Raw genomic sequence first — 20,119 nt, 5'->3', positions numbered from 1 at the left:
TAAATTTTGGCATTGTCATTTTTGCCCTAATTTTTTGTTTGTCTTGTAAAAGTAGTTCCGAAAAAAAACAATCGGCTTTAGCATTTACCCAATTTCCTCTTCAAAGCACCTCTTCTTCCACCGAAAAACTTTATTTCAATCAGTTTTCTACAAAAAATGGCTTGCCTTCTACCCAAGTTTGGAATGTTTACCAAGACCGTTTTGGCTATATTTGGGCAGCCACCAACGAGGGCGTAGCTCGCTTCGACGGCTACCATTTTTATCCTTATTATGACGATGCCCAAAAGAATATTCACTTAAAAATGGCGAGTCGTTTTTTTGAAGACAGCGACGGAACGCTCTGGGTGCTAAGTGGAAGTGGATTTTTGAATAGATTTGATAGAAATTCCGATAAATTTTTTCATATCAAAACTCCCTTTGAAAATGGCTGGTCGGAGCAAAGTACGCATACGATTATCGAAGATTCGCTGAAAAATTTTTGGATTGGTGCGTATGGCGGATTACAGTATTTCGACCGAAAAAAAGACACCATTATTACGTACCCGATTACGAGAATACGAGATACGACGTGGCTCCACGAAGAAAAACTAAGGTTTGGTGCAATGCACCTCGACAAGCGAGGAAATATCTGGATTGGCACTCGGAAATTCGGGTTTGTAAAATTCAACATTGCCTCAAAAACTTACCACACCTACCGGTATGACAAAGAATATTATTTCAAAATTTTATCAGATTGGATTACCGACATCATTCCATTACCCGATGGCACGTTGCTACTTTCAGAGTGGGACGTCGGCATCATTCATTGGAATCCTGTTACAGAAAAAATAATCAAAACTATCAAAATCAACGAGATTTTGAAGCAAAATCAAGCAGTTAATATCCGAGATATGTTTCTCGAAGATAAAAATACGTTGTGCTTAGGCACTGATAATGATGGCTTGATTATGTTTGATTTGAGTCAAAATAAAGTAATTGCTCAATATAAGAAAGGTGTAAACGTAGAAAAAGGAATATCTGGAAATACCGTTAGACACATTAGCAAAGACCGTCAAGGTACGTTTTGGGTTAGTTCGGGAACACTTGAAAATGCTTCACCAAAATTTTATCACTTCACAGATTTTTTTGCTTCATCAACACCCAACAGCCTCAGAAACGACAATATTTATAGTTTGGCAAATGCCCCAAATAATAAATTACTGGTTTCGACTGCAAATGGTCTGAGTTTGTATGACGACAGTACTCAGACATTCGATAATTCGATAGATTTTGGTACAAAAAACTTGCAGACGTATGGAGTTTTAGGTGCCCAAGATGGTTCATATTGGTTGAGTTTTAAAGATAAAATCGTTCATTTTGAGGCAAAAACACGCAAAATCCTCAAAGAATATGATGCAAAGCTACCTGTTGATAGCAGTAAGGCTAATTTTCTGAAAAGAGCATGCCGAATGATGCAAGACAGTAGAGGGGTGGTCTGGACAATCAATCATTGGGGTAGGCTAAACAAGATTGATGAAAAGAAAAATGAGGTCGTTCAGATAACAGAATTATCGCAGGATGAAAGTAAACAAAAGTTTGTCAATTCGCTTGGCATGATAGACGACCCCAGCCATCAACGAATCATAGTTTGTACCGATTATGGCTTGGCTACGGTTGATTATTCTACTAATAAAATATCGTATAAAAAACTAATAGTCAATGACTTAGATTTGTCGAAAGAAAATATTTCGTACATATATAAAGGTAAATCTGCCAATGCTTGGCTCATTGTTGCAGGAAAGCCGTGTAGTTTAAATCTTGAAAATTTTACTTTGGAAGAATTAAAAATAGCCACAAAATACAACGTTGATAGCTTCAAATGGATTGTAGAATCTCCGAAAGGAACACTTTGGTTGAGTTGTTTTCGAGGTATTGTAAAGTATAACATTGCAGAAAAAAGCTCGTCGATTTACTATTCACAAAATGTTGCCGATTATACTTTTGACTCGCCGAGCCCCGTTGCTGAACTCAATGATAAGATTTATTTTGGTGGTTTCAAAGGTTTAACTATCATTGAGCCATCCAAAGTCAAAGAAAATAGCACTGAACCTCAAATTCTTATCGAATCTGCCAATTTTACAACAAGTAAAAATAAGCGAAAGATTGATACTACGCAGTTACTTTATGATGTTGAAAATCTCGAATTAGACTATTTTCAAAATAAAATTACATTGAAATATGCAGGTTTGCATTTCGATAACGCCGACCAAACTAAGTATGCTTACAAATTAGATGGCTACGATACCTATTGGATTGAAGCACACGACGAACAAGAGGCAATTTATACTAATTTATCGCCTAAAAAGTATGTTTTTCAAGTAAAATCAGCTAATGGCAATGGTGAATGGAACAAAGTAAGTGCTAAGTTGAACATCGAAATTAATCCTCCGATATGGCAAACATGGGGAGCATATTTACTTTATTTAGCGATAATTTCTACCATTATTTACTACTATATTCGATTTAGGGTACAAAGTCGTTTACAGAAAATCAGAGAATTAGAAGCAGTGAGGTTGCGAATTTCGAGCAATTTGCACGATGATGTCGGCACTATTTTATCAGGGCTTGCCATGCAATCGCAGATGATGGCACTAACTACCAAAGGCACAGAAAAAGAGTCATTACTCCAACTCAGCGATATGAGCCACGAAGCCATGGAACGCATGCGAGACACTGTTTGGGCGATAGATTCAAGAAAAGATAAGTACGAAAATTTGATTGATAAAATGAGGGCATTTGCCGAAAAGAACCTCAATCTAAAAAACATAAAGCATACTTTCAAAATAGAAGTAGAAGATACCAAGAAATTTATCGACCCCGAAAAACGACAAAATATTTATCTGATTTTTAAGGAAGCCATCACAAATATTTGTAAACATTCTGACGCAAAAAATGTCAATATTGTTTTTAAACAGGAAAAAAATGCCTTGTATTTATTGATTCAAGATGATGGTTCTGAGAAAGAAACAACCAATAGTGATGGTTTGGGGTTAAACAACATGAAAATGAGAGCCAAAAATATTGGTGCGACATTGAGTGTATATTATGAAAATGGCTTCATAGTTAAGTTAGAACTATAATCTTTCTTCACTCCACGCAGGGTGGTTGATGCATGATATACTGGGCGAAAATTTTTAATTCATACACAGACAGAGTTGTATATCAGGCTATTTTTGATAAATAAAACTTATTTTCTATCTTGAAGCCTAAATTCATTGGGCGACATTCCCACGTATTTCTTAAACAACTTCGCAAAATAATTAGGATATTCAAATTTCAGCATAAATGCAATTTCTGAAATCGAATAAGAAGTATGTAGCAGGTACTTTTGAGCTTCGTTAATAATATTCTGATGCACTAATTCGATGGCCGATTTTCCAGCTACTGCCTTACAAACTCGATTCAGATGCACAGGCGTAATATTGAGCTCATCAGCAAAATCGGGGATACTTTTTGGGTATTCAGAATGTTTGATGTTGTGCTGAAATTTGCGGAAATGTATCATCATCAACGAATCTCCTTTCTGTGCTTCCACTTGTTTATTGAGCCGATGCAGATGAATAAAAAATTGTGTGAGAAACGCACGCAACATCAAGAATCGTTCTGGATTTTCTCTAAATATTTCGGTTTCAATGTTCACCAATAGTTTTTTAAGTTGATCAAAGGTTATTTCTTCTTCAAAACTATTCAAAATTCTGATGTCTTCATACGTTTGCCAAATCGGGTTTGATGTTTTAAAAATATCTTCCATGATACTCTCTGAAAGCGTCAGGATATATCCTTCAACATCTGGATTATACACCAATCCATGCAGTTTGGTAGGCGGTATCAGAATAATGCACGGAGCATGAAGTTCTTGCTCTTTGGTAGCTTCTTGAAACAGAAGTGAGCCTTTTTGTACAATAAATACTTGAAAAAGCTGCGTATGTATGTGTGGCTTGATACGCCAATCGAAGGTTTGGCTACGAGTCGCTATCAACTCCAAGAATATATACTCTGATGAATACCGCCCGTAATCATCGCCATAAAGTCCATCAAAGTTAAGAATATTCTTTTCTTGCTTCATAGAGTTAATGTTTGATTTTTATCCATAAAAGTAAAAATAGTTTCCTATAAATATCAATTAATGTCAAGAAATTTGTATCAGAAATTAGAACGCATTTTAGACCTATTTGATTAACTATGAAAATCGCCCTATTTGGCAGTTTTTGTGGCTTGTTATTGGCAGTATTTACTACGAAAGCCCAAAACAATCTTCAATTCGATGCCTCAAAATACGAAACTCAAACCCAAGATTTCAATGGTAAAACCATCAAAGTCAGGGCTTACGAGAAAGTCATTTATGTGGCTAATCCAGTAGATTTAATACATCATATTCTTAATATTTATATTCCCGAAGAATATTTTACTGGTGGCACTATCAATGGATATTCTGCCGAAAATGCACCCATATTTTTCCCCAATCGTGTAGGGGGCTATATGCCCGCCGTGCCTGCTACTTTTGTGGTTCCAGAACAAAAAGGCGGCTTTCCATATAATAATAAAACTGTTTTGACTGCTCTTTCAAAAGGCTACATTGTGGCGTCGGCTGGGGCGAGAGGAAGAATCAATAAAAACGAAAAAGGGGAATTTACAGGCAAAGCTCCCGCAGGAATTGTTGATTTAAAAGCGGCTGTTAGATACTTAAAATTCAATGATAAATTAATGGCTGGCGATGCCAATAAAATTATCTCGAATGGCACAAGTGCGGGCGGTGCAATGTCCACTTTGTTGGGTGCAACGGGCAATCACCCTGATTATGATCCTTATCTCAAAGCACTTGGGGCGGCTAATGCCACCGATAATATTTTTGCGGTGTCGGCCTATTGTCCAATCACTAACCTAGAAAATGCCGATATGGCTTATGAATGGCAGTTGAATAAAATTCATACCTATAATTTTAGAGGAAAAGCAGGGGAATTAAATGCCGAATCAATCAAAGTTTCTGATGATTTAAAAGCGGCATTTCCGAATTACATCAATGGTTTGAATCTGAAAAATGATTCAGATAAAAGATTAAGTTTAGATGCAGAAGGAAATGGCAATTTTAAAGATTTGGTAAAATTATACATTGTAGCATCGGCTCAAAAAGCCATAGACGCAGGTATGGATTTATCGAAACATAGTTTCTTGAAAATTGAAATCGATGCGTCGAACCGTGCCAAAGTACTTTCAGTTGATTATGATGCCTACATGATTTACCTCGAACGTATGAAAACCCCACCAGCTTTTGATGCTTTGGACAATAAATCGTTTGAAAATAACCTTTTCGGTACAGTTTCAATTGATAATCAGCATTTTACAACCTATGCTTCTACACATTCAAAAGATTTGAAAGCCACAATGGCCAATAAACAGACTATAAAAATGATGAATCCGATGAATTATATCGGAGATAAGCAAGCCAAAACCGCTAAAAACTGGCGAATCCGTCATGGTGCAAAGGATAAAGATACAGGGTTTGCGATTTCGGTGATTTTGGCAACAATGCTCAAAAATAAAGGTTATCAAGCCAATCTCGAATTGCCATGGGATAAACCTCACAGCGGTGATTATGACCTCGAAGAATTATTTAATTGGGCAGACGGAATTTGTAAATAATATCTGGTAGAGACGTTGCATGCAACGTCTCTACAAATAATAAAAAATATGAAAAATATTACTTGGGAACTCGCCCATTTGGCTCATGCAGAGCTACTTACACCGAAATTAGACGAAAGTATTCGCTTTTTTACTAATATTCTCGGAATGTACATTACCGAAACCGATGGCGACTCTGCTTACTTGCGTGCGTATGATGACTACGAACACCATTCGCTAAAGCTAACCGCACACAAGCACAGCGGAATCGGGCATTTTGCTTGGAGAACACGAAGCCAAGAGTCGCTCGAAGCACGAGTAAAAGCCATTGAAGCTACAGGTTTAGGCATTGGCTGGATTGACCACGAATGTGGCTATGGTAAAGCCTATCGTTTTCGTTACCCTGATGGGCATATCTGCGAATTATATTTTGATACTCATAAATATAAAGCTCAAGGCGATATGCAGTCGGCACTCAAAAACACCAATAGCAAGTACCCAGCTCGTGGGGCAAATGTGCGTAGAATTGACCATCTAAACCTTTTGGCAAAAGATATTCGAGCCTTTTCTGACTTTCAGTTTAATATATTGGGTGGGCGAAATACCGAACGAATTGAATTTGAAGATGGTCCAAAAGGCGTTTGGGTTTCGGTAAACAATAAAACCTATGATTTGGCGATTACAGAAGACCACAGCGGACTAAACGGCAGGCTTCACCACCTGACCTACGTAACCAATAGCCGTGAAGAGGTGTTGATTGCCGCTGATATTGCTCTCGAAAATGGTGTTTTTATCGAAACTGGGCCTCATAAGCACGCTATTCAGCAGACTTTCTTCTTGTATCTTTACGAACCTGGAGGAAACCGAATAGAAATCGCAAACCCTACTGCACGATTGATTCTCGACCCCGACTACGAAACCGTAGTTTGGAACAGAGAAGAACGTATGAAAGGCCAAGCATGGGGACTAAAAACCGTAGAGAGTTTTCATACCAGAGGAAATCCAATGCCAGAAGAGTTGCTTTGAGTGAAATAAAGTATTATTGAATTCGTGGCAAATATTAAAGGAAATTATCATAATGGAGTTAGAACAAAAATATTCGAGCAGAAGAAAATTCATTGTATCATTGATTGGAACAGGCATTTTGATGAATTCAAAATTGAGTTTTGGAAGTCAAAATCAGATGGATGAAAAAGTAGCTAAAATCGTTGCCAAAGCAATGGCAATTGATACGCATAATCATGTTGATGTGCGAATTTACCCCGACCAACCATTGCCCAAATATAATTTATTGGCAGATTTCAAAAAGTCGGGCTTGGCAGCAATAGTCATGACTTTTGCAGTGGATTATCAAAAACTTCAAAACGAAGGCGATGGGTATAATCGTTTTATGGCTGGAATAGATGCGGCAGATAATTTACTTAAAGAATATGATTTGCAGCGAGCCTTAAATTTATCAGACCTAAAATCAGCTTTTAAAAAAAAGAAACCCACAATCATTCAATCAGTTGAAGGTGGGCATTTTTTGGAAGGAAAAATCGAAAGACTAAAACCTGCTTATGATAGAGGCCTGAGAGTTTTAGGTTTATTGCACGATAACGATGCTGCTGTTCCGTTGGGCGATATTTACACAAAAGAGCCTGTTTTTGGCGGTTTAAGTCCATTTGGTAGAGAGGTTGTAGCAGAATGCAACAAACTCGGAATCTTGATTGACCTTACGCATTGCTCAAATAAAGCCATTGATGATGCTCTGAAAATTTCAACAAAGCCAATCATTATTACACATACGAGTTTAGACAGCAGACTTGGGAATAACGAAAAAATGGCTCAGATGATGAAACCAAGACTTATTAGCAAAGAACAAGCAAAAATTGTGGCGAATGCGGGCGGTGTTATCGGCGTATGGCGACATTTGACTGATACCCCAGCCGATTATGTTCAGAATATCAGAGCAATGGTTGATACAATCGGAGTCGATAATGTTTGTATCGGCACTGACACAAAAGTAACTCGTGCCATCAAACCAAACGATAATAGCACCCCTCGATTGGGAGAATTTACCAACGGAATTTGGCAAAATCAACAATCAGGCTTTTTCTACGAAGTAGTCGCTGAGATGCTAAAAACAGGTTTTTCAGAAAAAGAAATAATAAAAATAGGCAGCACAAACTTTTTAAGAGTGTTTGATGCTTCAACAAAATAAAAAATCCGTTTAAATCTGCGTCATCAGCGTGCCATTTTTAGAACACGGATAACACAGATTTGCATAGAAAAAATATATCAAAAGCATGAATAAATTATTAGTAATTTCTGCTCATTCTGCCGATTTTGTTTGGCGAAGCGGAGGCACAATCGCAAAAAGTGTAGAACAAGGGGCTGAAACGCTCGTAGTTTGTCTCTCTTTCGGAGAGCGAGGTGAATCTGGTGAACTTTGGAAAGAAGATCCAAACCGTACCGAAGAAAGTGTGAAAATTATTCGTAAAGCACAAGCCCAACAAGCCGCCGATATTTTCGAAACTTCCATTCAGTTTTTAGATTGGGGCGATTATCCAATGCTGATTTCTGATGAAAGAATAGCCCAATTAACCAAAATAATTGGTGATTTTGAGCCAACAGTTATTCTAACCCATACTGCCAAAGACCCATTTAACCCCGACCACCCGTTGGCGTATCAAGCCACAGAACGAGCAAGATTACTGAGTTGTGGGGCAGGAGTGGCCAGTGCATTTAAAAATATCGACCCGCCAATGTGGTATTCTTTTGAACCACATCAACCCGAAATTTGCGATTTCAAACCCGATACTTTTATTGATGTATCTACTGTTTTTGATAAAAAAATAGCAGCCATGAATTGTATGGGAGCTCAGAAATATTTGGTAGAATACTACACCGAATTAGGTGGAAGAAGGGCCAATCATGCTCGCAGAATTTCGGGTAAAAAAGAAGTAAAATATGCCGAAGCTTTCCAAAGCCATTTGCCGAGAGTAACAAAATCAATTTTTAATGATTAATGTTGAATGGTTCATCAAAAAACAAACATTCAGCATCAAACATTCAATATATATGTATAAAGAATTGTCTAAATTCTCTGCTGCCACAATCTGCGAAGCCTTAGGAAATAAAGGATATTTACCTTCGGGGATTAAACCAATTGGCAAGGATATGAAAGTGTGCGGACCAGCCTACACGATTCAGACCATGCCACGAGACAACGTTTTGTTGCACCGAGCCTATGCTTACGCACAGGCTGGCGATGTACTGATTGCCAATTGCTCGGGTTTCTACGAAGCAGGTTATTGGGGAGACTTAATGAGTCTGGGAGCAAAAACAAAAGGTATCAACGGACTCGTGATAGATGCTTGCGTGCGAGATGCCGATGATATTGAAGCAATGGGTTTTCCTGTTTTTTCGAGAGGTTTATGTATTCGTGGGACTTCAAATCATGGTGATGGTACGCTCAATGAGCCGATTATTATTGGTGATGTATTGATAAATCCAGGGGATATTATTGTTGGTGACCGTGATGGTGTGGTAGTAGTGCCACAAAATAAAATAGAAGAAACCATCGAAAAAGCAATAGCTCGTGAAGCCAAAGAAGAACGCACACGTACCGAACTACGCAAGGGTAGGGTTTCGATTGATATTTATGGTTGGAGAGAAAAATATGGTTGGTAGAAGTTAATGATAAATTTTTAATGATGAATGAAAAATTAAAAATAGCAATTCTTGGACTTGGCGAAGCTGGTTCTCACTTTGCCAATGATTTAGTGAGATTGGGCGTTAAAGTGGTAGGCTATGACCCTAACCCAATTAGAAAATTAGATGCTTCGATTGTGGTAAAAGCTACTAATATTGAAGCTGTTGAAGGAGCAGATATTATTTTTAGTGCAAACCTATCATTGGTTTCGATTCAGATTGCTGAAGAATTAGCGAGTGTTTTAACTCCTAATCAATTTTTCTGTGAAATGAATACATCTGGACCCGAAAAGAAAAAGAAGATTGCCGAGATTTTGAAACCTTCGGGCTTAAAAGTAATTGATTTGGCAATTATGGCTCCTGTACCTCCTAAAGGAATTTTTACACCGCTATTGGCTTCGGGTGAATATGCTGCTGACTTTTTCGATAAAGTTAAATCACTGAATCTTGATTTAAAAGTTTTGGAAAATAGTCAAATTGGTGATGCTGCTACTCGAAAACTATTGCGTTCGATTGTCTATAAAGGAATTGCCGCCGTAGTGTGCGAGGCGATGGAAGCAGGAGAAACCTTTGGTATGGAAACCTATATTCGTGGTCAAATCGGTTCGCTCATCGGAGGAAATGATGAAATAATCGACCGTTTTGTAGAAGGAAGTCGCACCCATGCAGTGCGAAGAATGCACGAAATGGAAGCAGTTATTGAGATGCTCGAAGCACAAGGTATTGAACCGATAGTAACGAGAGGAACACGGGATAATTTAGAAAAATTAAGTAAATGATGAAGATTCCATTTTACCAAATAAGAGGAGGAAGTTCAAAAGGGCTATTTTTTAAAGCCGAAGATTTACCGAAAGATGAATCAGAAAGAAACAAAGTGTTAATCTTGGCAATGGAAGGCACAACCGAAGGTGACCCTCGACAAATTGATGGTTTGGGTGGTGCAACATCTCTAACGAGTAAAGTAGCAATTATCAGTAAATCAGAAAACCCCGATGCAGATTTAGATTATCTTTTTGTACAAGTAGTGGTGGGAAAAGGTAAAGTTTCAACAACTCAAACTTGCGGGAATATACTGGCAGGAATTGTGCCTTTTGCCATCGAAACAGGTATGATTCAAGCAACTCATCCCACTACTTCTGCAAAAATAAATATCGTAAATACTGGTGGTATTTGTGAAGTTGTGGTACAAACTCCCAATGGCATCATTGAAACCAAAGGCTATGCCAAAGTGGATGGTGTAGTAGGCACAGCCGCCCCAATAATTTGTAATTATTTAGAAACCATAGGCTCTACTTGCGGAGCGTTGCTTCCAACAGGCAATACAACGGATATTATTGATGGAATCGAAACTACATGTATTGATAATGGAATGCCCATCGTAATTATGCGAGCCGCAGATTTTGGACTGATTGGTAATGAAAGCAAAGAAACATTAGAAGCAAACGAAGATTTAAAACAAAAGATAGAGGCAATAAGGTTAAAAGCAGGTTTTTTAATGAATTTGGGCGATGTAAAAGACCAAACAATTCCAAAAATGTGTTTGATTTCACCTCCAGAAAATGGCGGTGCTATCAATACACGAATGTTTATTCCACACGTTGTTCACGAAGCCATTGGGGTACTTGCGGCCGTTTCGGTGGCAACAGCGTGTGTAATTCATGATACAGTTTGTGATGAATTTATGAATAATCTCAACTCAGCACTCAAAACTCAGCATTCAGAACTCAGTATTGAGCATCCTTCGGGCGAGTTTACTGTAAATCTTGAGTACGAAATAGATGATAATGAAGTGAAAATTTATAAATCAGGTGTTATTCGTACTACTCGGATTTTGAGTAGAGGCGAAGTATATATTCCTTTAAAACAATGAGGGGGTAAATATCGAATCTACCCCCTCTTAGTATCTAAACCTTAATCTAAATAAGGGTCAATCGTCAAAATCTTACCATCTGAATCATAGCTAATTTCGGCAACTTTTACACTTCTTAAATGGGTAACACCTTCCGAAAGGCTTGAATCGTGGTAGAATAAATACCATTTACTGTCAACTTCGCAGATAGAATGGTGTGAAGTCCAACCGACCACAGGATTCAAAATTTTACCTTGATAAGTAAATGGCCCGTAAGGATTATCGCCAGTGGCGTAGCAAATAAAATGTGTGTCGCCAGTTGAGTAAGAGAAATAATATTTACCATTGTAGCGGTGCATCCAAGAAGCCTCGAAGAAACGACGTTCGTTATCACCAGCCAAAAGCAATTCACCTTTTTCATCTAAAATCTGTAATTCTCTTGGGTTTTCAGCAAATTGAAGCATGTCATCTGTCAATTTCGCCACAATAGGGCAGAGAGCCGTCTCGTTTGGAAGTGGTTCTTCGTTATTAATAGCGTATTGGTTGTGACGGTATTTTTGTAATTGTCCGCCCCAAATTCCGCCAAAATACATATAAAAACTACCATCTGCATCTTCAAAAACCGCAGGGTCAATACTATAACTGCCCTCAATTGGTTGAGGTTCGGCTACGAAGGGGCCAGTTGGCGAATCTGAAACAGCTACTCCAATCTGAAAAATATCATCAGCTTTTTTTGCTGGAAAATAGAGATAATATTTGCCGTTTTTTCGAGCAGCATCAGGAGCCCACATCTGGCGAGTAGCCCAAGGCACATCTTTTACGTGAAGAGCTACTCCGTGGTCAACGGTTTCACTACCAACCGAGTCCATCGAAAGTACGTGGTAATCCTCCATTGCAAAATGGCTTCCCAAATCATCAAAAGGAATACCCGCATCAATATCATGCGATGGATAAATATATATTTTACCGTCAAAAACATGGGCTGATGGGTCGGCAGTAAATATATGTTTGACGAGTGGCTGCGAAATAGCTTTTTGATTTAAAACTTCAAAATCAATGTGTTCGATACTTTCTTCTGGCATTTTCTTAAATTAAATTTAGTAAATACTAATTTTCAATAACATTTAGATAAGTTATTGATAGATAGTGTTTTATATTAGTTTGGTCTGTTGCTTATCAAGCACTAACTATTTATTTATTTCTTCTTTGTTTTAAGTCGGTTTCGATTTGTGTTTCCATAGATTTATTGATTTCGTATCTAAAAAGCAAGATACAGCCAATCAGAAACACGAGTCCTGGGTAAATACTGACCGATAATTTTATACCCGAAACAGTGTCATCGGTTTGTATGGCTTGCTCAGCAATATAGCCATAGTTTGAAAGTAAAGCAGCACCAACTGCACCGCCAACACTTAATCCTATTTTTAAACCAAAAATCATGGCTGAAAAAATGATTGCAGTGGCTCGACGGTTATTTTTCCATTCTGAGTAGTCGGCAACATCGGCAATCATTGCCCAAAGTAGCGGAATCGTTACGCCGTAAGTAAATCCATGAAGAATTTGCGTGAAAAACACAATACCGATGGAGTTTTTGTCGTAGAAATTAAATGCAATTAAGCATAATGCCGAAAGAGCGAGAAAAATTCCAAAAATATTACGTTTACCAAATCGGTCGGCAAGAGGCTTTGTAAACATAATACCAATAATCATAAATATGATTCCACCAGCATTAAAAAGACTATTCGCTGAGGTTGGAGCATCTTCTGGCCATTCAAATTTACCAAGACCTAAACCTGTAACAGTTGCATTTAAACCTTTTATAAAAGTATTAAAACCGATACTTTCCAGATAGTTTGCTTGAGCAGTAGGGTCTAAATAATATTTGAAATAATAGATATACATACCACCTTTAAGAGCTAAAGTGATAAAAACCAGGATCGTAACCACCAGCATAATTACCCAAGGTTTATTGCGAGATAAGTCGGTTAAGTCTTGTTTGATGCTGCTTTTTTCTTCAGTAACAGGTACAATCCGCTCTTTTGTTGTTAAGAAAGTGATAACTAAACAAATAACTCCTACGATAGCAAAAAATAACATTACTTTTTCAAAACCAACGGCTTTATTGCCATGTCCTAAAGATAAGGCTAAAGGTAAAAGTAATGACTGAATGATAAACTGAGCTACCATTACTGCCACGAATCGGTACGATGAAAGACTGTTTCGTTCCTTCATGTCGCCAGTAATTACCCCACTCAATGCTGAATAGGGTAGATTACTGGCCGAGTAAACGATGACAAGTAAAAAGTAGGTTACGAGAGCATAAATGATTTTGCCAGTTTCACCAAAATCTGGCGTTGAAAAGGCTAATAATGAGATAATTCCAAAAGGAATGGAAGTCCATAAAACCCACGGACGAAATTTCCCCCAACGAGTATTAGTTCGGTCAGCAATAATACCCATCAATATATTAAAAAACGCCCCGAGAAATCCACCAATAAAAATAATAATACTGGCAGCTCCAGCGGGTATTTTATAAACATCTGTGTAAAAATATGCCAAAAAGGTCATTAATGTCTGAAAAATAAGGTTAGCGGCCAAGTCGCCGAGACTATAACCTATTTTTTCGATAACCGATAATTTATGCGATTCTGAATTCATAATTTATTGTAGTGATTGGTTTTTGCTGAATGTAACTAAGTTTAAGCTGAACATTTGAAACACTGTATTTATAGTAAGAAAGTTAGTAAAATAACCTTATAGTTAATTTTACCACAAGTATAGAGCGTATTTTTCTTATTTACAAAATTTTATTTAATAAATTATTGAAAAAATGCAAAATGAACAAATATTAATAAATGAAATGGTCTTTTCATGATTGAAAAGTCCGGAAGTATAAAAAAGAATTATGATTAAAATTTGAAAGAAAGTATGTGTAAAGGTTAGTTTTTTCTGTTAAATTGCATAATTATCCTATTAAAGACCTTACAATATTGCAGTACTCAGATAATATTATTGACGCACTTTCAATTGACTGCGTTATTTTTGGTTTTAAAGATACCCAACTGTATGTGTTGCTGGTTAAGCACGGTATTGGCCCAACACTTGGCCAATGGGCATTACCTGGAAGCTGGATTAGATACAATGAAAGTATTGATGAAGCTGCCAGTAGAATTCTTTCTTCGCAGACATCGGTTGGCAATATTTATCTTGAACAATTTAAAACCTTCGGTGACTTGGAGCGTTTTCCTGCTCGAAGAGTCATAACGATAGCTTATTACGCTCTCGTAAATATTGAAAAGTTTGAACTTCACGCTGGCCCGACCGAAGCTGATGTACAATGGTTTAAGGTTTGGGATGTACCTACGATGGCATTTGACCACAAAATTATTTTTGAAAGCTGTTTGAGTTTTCTGAAGCACAAAGTACAGCACGAACCGATTGGTTTTAATTTACTTCCCGCTAAATTTACGCTTCTCCAGCTCTTAGAACTTTACGAAGCCATTCTCAACCAAAAACTTGATAAATCAAATTTTCGTAAGAAGTTTTTGAAGATGAATTTATTGGTAGATACAAAAGAACGTCAACAAGATGTATCGCACAGAGCTGCGACGCTCTATAGTTTTGATGAGAATATTTATAATAAATTATTGGATAAGGGCTTTATTTTTGAGGTGTAGAATTCCTTAGAAGATACCGCTTTACATTCTTCAGGATACTATAAAAAACAACTTGTGATGAGAGAATACCATGCGTATTTTTGAGACTGACAAAGCTTTTTCAGCAATAATACTAAAAAATCTAACGCTTAAATTACATAAACGTTAGACTGTAATCATCTTGTTTATTAATCTAATTGAGCTTGTTCTATGAGTTTTTTAGAACAAGCCCAATTACATTTAATTAATAGCCAGGGTTTTGAGTGAATGGCGGTCCTTCAACCGTACGGTCAATTTCTGACTGTGGTATTGGGCGTAGAGCGTGGAAATCCTTGACATAAGGACCTGCTTCTCTGTTCCAAAGTTGAACTCTTCTCACCAATGACTTTGTGCGTACTAAGTCTTGGTATCTCATCCATTCGCCAAACAATTCACGGCTTCTCTCATCTAAAATAAAATCAACCGTTACATCGGTATCTTTTATTAACATAGCCGTAGCTGCTGCTGCATTTTGTGCCGCTGTATTCGTTTTACGATAAGCTGCTCTTTGACGGATTACATTCAAAAGTTCGGCTGCTTTCGCTTTATTCCCTGATTGAAGATAAGCTTCTGCTCCAACAAGATATACTTCTGCAAAGCGTGTAATAACAACTGGACGAGTCGATGGGTCATTAAAATTGCTTCCACGACTTGGATCCATGTGTTTCTTTATTGCAGGATAAACGTCTGATTTCCAAAGACTTGGCGGTACAATTATGCCTTTAAATGGTTTAGTTCCATTGAATTGTGGAGCTCCCACTACTTCAAAATCAGGAAGCCAAACAGCAGTATCAACACCGATTTGTGTAGTGTATCCGATTCCTCTTCTGTTATTGGCAGCAGTTGCTGAGTTTGTAATTGATTGATTGGCGATATATACGGTATAAAAAGTATTGGCGTATCTTGAGTCAATATCTCTTTTCACGAAGGCTTGATCAAGGAAATAATTTTTTCCAGCAAGTTCGCCCGAAGTTTGTTTTACACTATTTGGACGTAAACGTTGGTAAGGACGACCATAATATGAATCACGAACCATCAATGATGTACCAGAATTCACTAAAACACCACTCGCATTTACGGTTGAGTTAACCCCGCTATTATTTGGGTAATTCCAATTGGTAAACCAAGGGGTAAGATTTTGAGCACCGCCACCACTGGCACCACCACCAACTGAATAGTAACCAAATTTTGCATCGTTTGAGTGGTCACTTACAAACATGGTTTCTTTTCCATAATCATTGGCAGGCACAAAAGCATCTCCGAAGTCTTGCCATAAATCTAAGCCATAAGTGGCTTTGTTGGCAATTATATCACTTGATATTTTTGCAGCTTCTGCAAAGTCAGCTTGCGAGTTAGTTAACCAACCACGTGTTAAGTAGGCTTTTGCTAAGAAAAACATAGCAACTGGCTTAGTAGCGGCCTTCCCCAAGAATGGAGCAGTTGGTTTGTCTGGTAATTCGGCCGCAGCTTCAGTTAAATCTTTAATGATTAATTTATATACCTCAGATGCAGGGTCTCTTTTAGCTGCCTGAGAAGGAACAGTTATAAACTCAGTATGTAAAGGCACATCGCCCCAAGTCTGAACTAAGTAAAAGTACCAAAATGCTCTTAAAAACTTTGCTTGTGCTAAATATTGTTTTTTGGTGGCCTCTGGCAAATTAATACTTTGACCAAACTTCAATACACCATTAAGAGTATTGATACTTGTAAATGAAGTGCCCCACGCTGAACCAAAATTAGTACTATTGAGGCCATTGAAAGTGTGTACTGGCCCACCACCACTACTTGCACCTTGGATAAACTCATCCGTACCCGCTTGCATTTCTGAAGAAAAGCCTTCAGTTCCCCATTGGTTACGGATTTCGTTATACACACCAGCAATACCACCAAGAACCCCAGCAGGACTGTTAAAAAAAGAAGGGACGATTTGAGACTGTGGACGCTCTTCAAGTATTTTTTCACAACCTAAACTCAAAAATAAAGTACAGGCGAGTATCGAAATTTTTATTTTTTTCATATTCTTATTCTACAATTAAAATTTAAGATTTACACCTAAAGTAAACTGACGTACTGGCGGATTATTTAGGTTTACACTTATAACACGGTTGAAGTTACCTCCTTGGATTGTATTTCCATATCCATTTCCTTCTGGGTCAACAGCAAGTTTAGCTTTAACCAATGGCGAGTAAAGAATAAATGGATTTGTTGCATTTACGTAAATACGAGCCGACGAAATACCAATTTTGCCAAGAGCTTTTGTAGGTACTGTATAACCTAAGTTCATACTTCTTACTTTGATGAATGAGCCATCTTGGTATTGTGTTGTCGAAGTAAAATCTCTTACACCACCCCCAGCATTTGGTCTCGGGAAAGCATTGGTAGGATTATCAACTGTCCAATAATCCATTACGAGTTGGTTAGAACGACCTTGGTTTAAGAAACCAAAACCTGAGCCACCACCTGATGTACCAGCCAAATAAGGTACTAAAACCTTCATGCCCATACGAGCATAAGTAACGATTGATAAATCAAAGCCTTTGAAGCTGATTCTGTTGGTTATACCGCCTTCCCATTTAGGTTGGAAATTTCCAATAATTTTACGGTCAGCCGCATCAATTTTTCCATTTCCATCAACATCTTCAACTCTGATTTCGCCAGGAACCTGAACAGGTGAAGTTTGCTTAGCTAAATCACCATCGCCAGTTTGCCAGATACCGATTTTGTTATAATCGTAAATTACAGTGAGTGGATGACCAACAAACCAGAAATTACCTTTATTATCTAACTCAGTAGGGGTAGTAAGTTGAGTGATTTTCTCACGATTGAAGAAGTACGTTACGTCAGCACTCCAGTTAAAGCCACTTTTGTTTCTGAAAATATCAAAAGTCAAAGATGACTCAAAACCTTTTCCTTCGGTTTTACCTAAGTTTTTCAAAGCCGAACCTGCTCCATTACTTTGTGGCAAATTCACAGAAAGCAAAATGTCTTTTGTATTTTGTTTGTAAACATCAAATGAACCTGTGATACGGTTATCAAATAAGCCAATTTCTAAACCAAAATCCGACTGTGAAGTTGATTGCCAGCCTAAATCGCTTGCAGGTAAGCTTGTTACTGTATATGCAAGTGCTTGACCAGCAGTTGTAGTACCGAAATTATAATATCCAGAAGATAATGCTCCGAGTGTTGCATAAGCTCCCACATTACGATTACCCGAAATACCCCAACCTCCTCTAAGTTTCAAATTAGATAAGAAAGTAAGGTTCTTCATAAATGGTTCGTCGATAATATTCCAACTTAAACCAATTGCTGGATAATTAAAGTATTGATTACCAGGAGATAACGTAGAAGAACCATCTCTACGGAATGTCGCTGTCATGGTATATTTGTTGTTAAAGGTATAGTTCAAACGAGCCATATAAGATAATAAACCAGTTTCTCCGAAACTACCACTTCCAGTTGGTTGGCCTGAGGCTAAAGAGAAGTTAGCAGTTTGGATATAATCTGCTGGAACACCTTTTACATTAAAACTACTTCCTAAATTATGATTTTTGGTCATTTCATAAAGAGCAGTAACGCCAATTTTGTGCTTTTGTGCAAAAGTTTTGTCATAGTACAACAAGTGTTGCAAATTCACATCCCAATATTCTGTATTTCTAATATCTGCATTCGATACACTTTGGTCAACACCTGAATTTACGAAAGTATTTGGTGGACCATAGCCGTTGAAATGCACTTGACTAAAGTTCAAACCTGCATTAAAACGATATTTAAGACCATCTAAAATATTTACTTCTGCGTATAAGCTATTGAAGGTTCTGAGTGAACGCTCGTTTGAAAGAATATCATCACCACGTGAGATGAGCGTTAATGGGCTCACTGCTTGAGCTTCAATTGTACCTTTTTTAGGGTTTAAGTTCACCGTTCCGTCTGCATTATAAGCAGGAACTAATGGCGAAAGACGCACCAATTCCGTAGGAATTCCACCACCCGCCGGGTCGTTTCTGCGTGTCAAGGTATTGATTGTATTTAAACCTACTTTCACTCTTTTTCCAATTTTTTGGTCAAGTGTTGCACGGATGTTCATACGATCAAAGTTTTGATTTGGCATGATACCCGTTTCGTTGAAGTAGCCAATACCCATACCATACTGAGTATTTTCTACACCACCTTGTAAACCAAGCTGGTGGCTTGTGTTAAAGCCTTGTTTGTATAGTAAATCTTGCCAGTCAGTCGAGATACCAGCGGCCAAATTTGCTCTTTCTTCTTCTGTTAGTGGGTAGGCAGTTGTTCCTGCACCTTGTGTATTATATGCAGCTGATAGTTCTTTAAATTTTGCATATTGCTCGCCATTCATCACGTTGTATTTGCCCATGATGCTTGTTACGCCATGATATCCGTCGTAGCTAAGTACTGGTTTGCCAACTTTACCTCTCTTGGTAGTTACTAATATTACACCGCCCGCACCCCTTGAGCCAAAAATAGCAGTAGCTGAGGCATCTTTCAAGATTTCAATATTAGAAATATCATCAGGGTTAATATCATTTAATCCACCATAAGGAATTCCGTCAACCACCACAAGTGGGCCATCAAGACCGTCTCCATTACCAGTAGTCAATGAGCGGTTTCCACGAATACGAATCGAAGCTTGGCTACCTGGTGTAGAACCATTACTTACAATCGAAACCCCCGCAGCTCTACCTTTCAATGCATTCAAAAGGTTAGGGGCTGGTACTTCTTTTAGAGTTGCTTCCGTAACAGATACAACTGAACCCGTAATGTCTCTTTTCTTTTGGGTACCATAACCAACCACCACCACTTCATTCAATTCGTTGGCTGAACCTACTACTAAGGCTATATCAATGTTTGTACGATTTCCGACTAAAACCTCTTGATTTTCATAGCCAATAAAACTGAAAACCAAAATGTCGTTGGCTGAAGCTTCAATTTTATAATTTCCAGAAGCATCAGCAATCGAACCCTTAGTGGTGCCTTTTACCGTAACACTTACACTTGGAAGAAAGTCATTGTTGGAGGCATCTTTAACTTTACCACTAATAAGTTTTGATTGGGCCAGTAGCGATAGTGGGCTCAGCAGTAATAGGAAAGCTGCTATGCTCCATCTTATCGATTTTTTTTCCATTCTGTAGTTTTTTGTCATTTTACAGTAGATTTTTTTATTTAAATAATACAATTTATTGTAGCTGAAATGATAGTTTTTCTT

14 protein-coding genes are annotated in these 20,119 nt (G+C 37.8%); 9 read left to right on the top strand and 5 right to left on the bottom strand.

What is annotated here, in order from left to right:
• The first annotated feature begins 38 nt into the window (after positions 1-38).
• The gene (locus A6M55_RS12230; protein ID WP_156511049.1) at positions 39-3,119 is read left to right on the top strand and encodes a sensor histidine kinase; all 3,081 of its coding nucleotides are present in this window, start codon (positions 39-41) and stop codon (positions 3,117-3,119) included.
• Between the two features lie 107 nt (positions 3,120-3,226).
• Here A6M55_RS12230 and A6M55_RS12225 read toward each other — a convergent pair whose 3' ends face one another.
• Positions 3,227-4,105 (bottom strand): helix-turn-helix domain-containing protein, encoded by an 879-nt coding sequence (locus A6M55_RS12225; RefSeq protein ID WP_064197868.1) that lies wholly within the window; start codon positions 4,103-4,105, stop codon positions 3,227-3,229.
• Positions 4,106-4,221: 116 nt separating this feature from the next.
• On the opposite strand from A6M55_RS12225, the gene A6M55_RS12220 reads away from it, so the two are divergent.
• The 7 genes from A6M55_RS12220 (at position 4,222) to A6M55_RS12190 (ending at position 11,224) form a co-directional block, all read left to right on the top strand.
• The gene (locus A6M55_RS12220) at positions 4,222-5,679 is read left to right on the top strand and encodes a subtype B tannase (RefSeq protein ID WP_064197867.1); all 1,458 of its coding nucleotides are present in this window, start codon (positions 4,222-4,224) and stop codon (positions 5,677-5,679) included.
• A gap of 48 nt (positions 5,680-5,727) precedes the next feature.
• The gene (locus A6M55_RS12215; RefSeq protein WP_064197866.1) at positions 5,728-6,684 is read left to right on the top strand and encodes a VOC family protein; all 957 of its coding nucleotides are present in this window, start codon (positions 5,728-5,730) and stop codon (positions 6,682-6,684) included.
• Positions 6,685-6,736: 52 nt separating this feature from the next.
• A complete protein-coding gene (locus A6M55_RS12210; protein ID WP_064197865.1) occupies positions 6,737-7,861 on the top strand; it encodes a dipeptidase in 1,125 nt (374 codons plus the stop codon).
• Positions 7,862-7,946: 85 nt separating this feature from the next.
• Positions 7,947-8,669, top strand: a complete 723-nt coding sequence (locus A6M55_RS12205; protein WP_064197864.1) for a PIG-L deacetylase family protein — start codon at positions 7,947-7,949, stop codon at positions 8,667-8,669.
• Positions 8,670-8,721: 52 nt separating this feature from the next.
• The gene (locus tag A6M55_RS12200) at positions 8,722-9,333 is read left to right on the top strand and encodes a 4-carboxy-4-hydroxy-2-oxoadipate aldolase/oxaloacetate decarboxylase (RefSeq protein ID WP_064197902.1); all 612 of its coding nucleotides are present in this window, start codon (positions 8,722-8,724) and stop codon (positions 9,331-9,333) included.
• A 23-nt stretch (positions 9,334-9,356) separates the two neighbouring features.
• Positions 9,357-10,133 carry an NAD(P)-dependent oxidoreductase gene (locus A6M55_RS12195; RefSeq protein WP_229235528.1) on the top strand — a complete coding sequence of 259 codons (777 nt, stop codon included), beginning with the start codon at positions 9,357-9,359 and terminating at the stop codon, positions 10,131-10,133.
• Positions 10,130-11,224 (top strand): 4-oxalomesaconate tautomerase, encoded by a 1,095-nt coding sequence (locus tag A6M55_RS12190; RefSeq protein ID WP_064197863.1) that lies wholly within the window; start codon positions 10,130-10,132, stop codon positions 11,222-11,224. Before A6M55_RS12195 ends, A6M55_RS12190 begins: the two co-directional genes overlap by 4 nt.
• A 41-nt stretch (positions 11,225-11,265) precedes the next feature.
• Here A6M55_RS12190 and A6M55_RS12185 read toward each other — a convergent pair whose 3' ends face one another.
• Complete coding sequence (locus tag A6M55_RS12185; RefSeq protein ID WP_064197862.1) at positions 11,266-12,285, bottom strand: glycoside hydrolase family 43 protein; 1,020 nt, start codon at positions 12,283-12,285, stop codon at positions 11,266-11,268.
• Between the two features lie 109 nt (positions 12,286-12,394).
• Entirely contained in the window at positions 12,395-13,861 is a 1,467-nt protein-coding gene (locus A6M55_RS12180) for an MFS transporter (RefSeq protein ID WP_064197861.1), read from the bottom strand.
• 332 nt (positions 13,862-14,193) lie between these two features.
• On the opposite strand from A6M55_RS12180, the gene A6M55_RS12175 reads away from it, so the two are divergent.
• Positions 14,194-14,880: an NrtR DNA-binding winged helix domain-containing protein gene (locus A6M55_RS12175; RefSeq protein ID WP_229235527.1), complete on the top strand. Its 687-nt coding sequence runs from the start codon at positions 14,194-14,196 to the stop codon at positions 14,878-14,880.
• Positions 14,881-15,103: 223 nt separating this feature from the next.
• Here A6M55_RS12175 and A6M55_RS12170 read toward each other — a convergent pair whose 3' ends face one another.
• Both A6M55_RS12170 and A6M55_RS12165 read right to left on the bottom strand, forming a co-directional pair.
• Positions 15,104-16,915 (bottom strand): RagB/SusD family nutrient uptake outer membrane protein, encoded by a 1,812-nt coding sequence (locus tag A6M55_RS12170; RefSeq protein WP_064197860.1) that lies wholly within the window; start codon positions 16,913-16,915, stop codon positions 15,104-15,106.
• Positions 16,916-16,930: 15 nt separating this feature from the next.
• Positions 16,931-20,038, bottom strand: a complete 3,108-nt coding sequence (locus A6M55_RS12165; RefSeq protein ID WP_064197899.1) for a TonB-dependent receptor — start codon at positions 20,036-20,038, stop codon at positions 16,931-16,933.
• Between the last annotated feature and the right edge of the window lie 81 nt (positions 20,039-20,119).

It is taken from the genome of Emticicia sp. MM (genome assembly GCF_001649495.1).
This window is presented reverse-complemented; position numbering and strand designations above follow the sequence as displayed.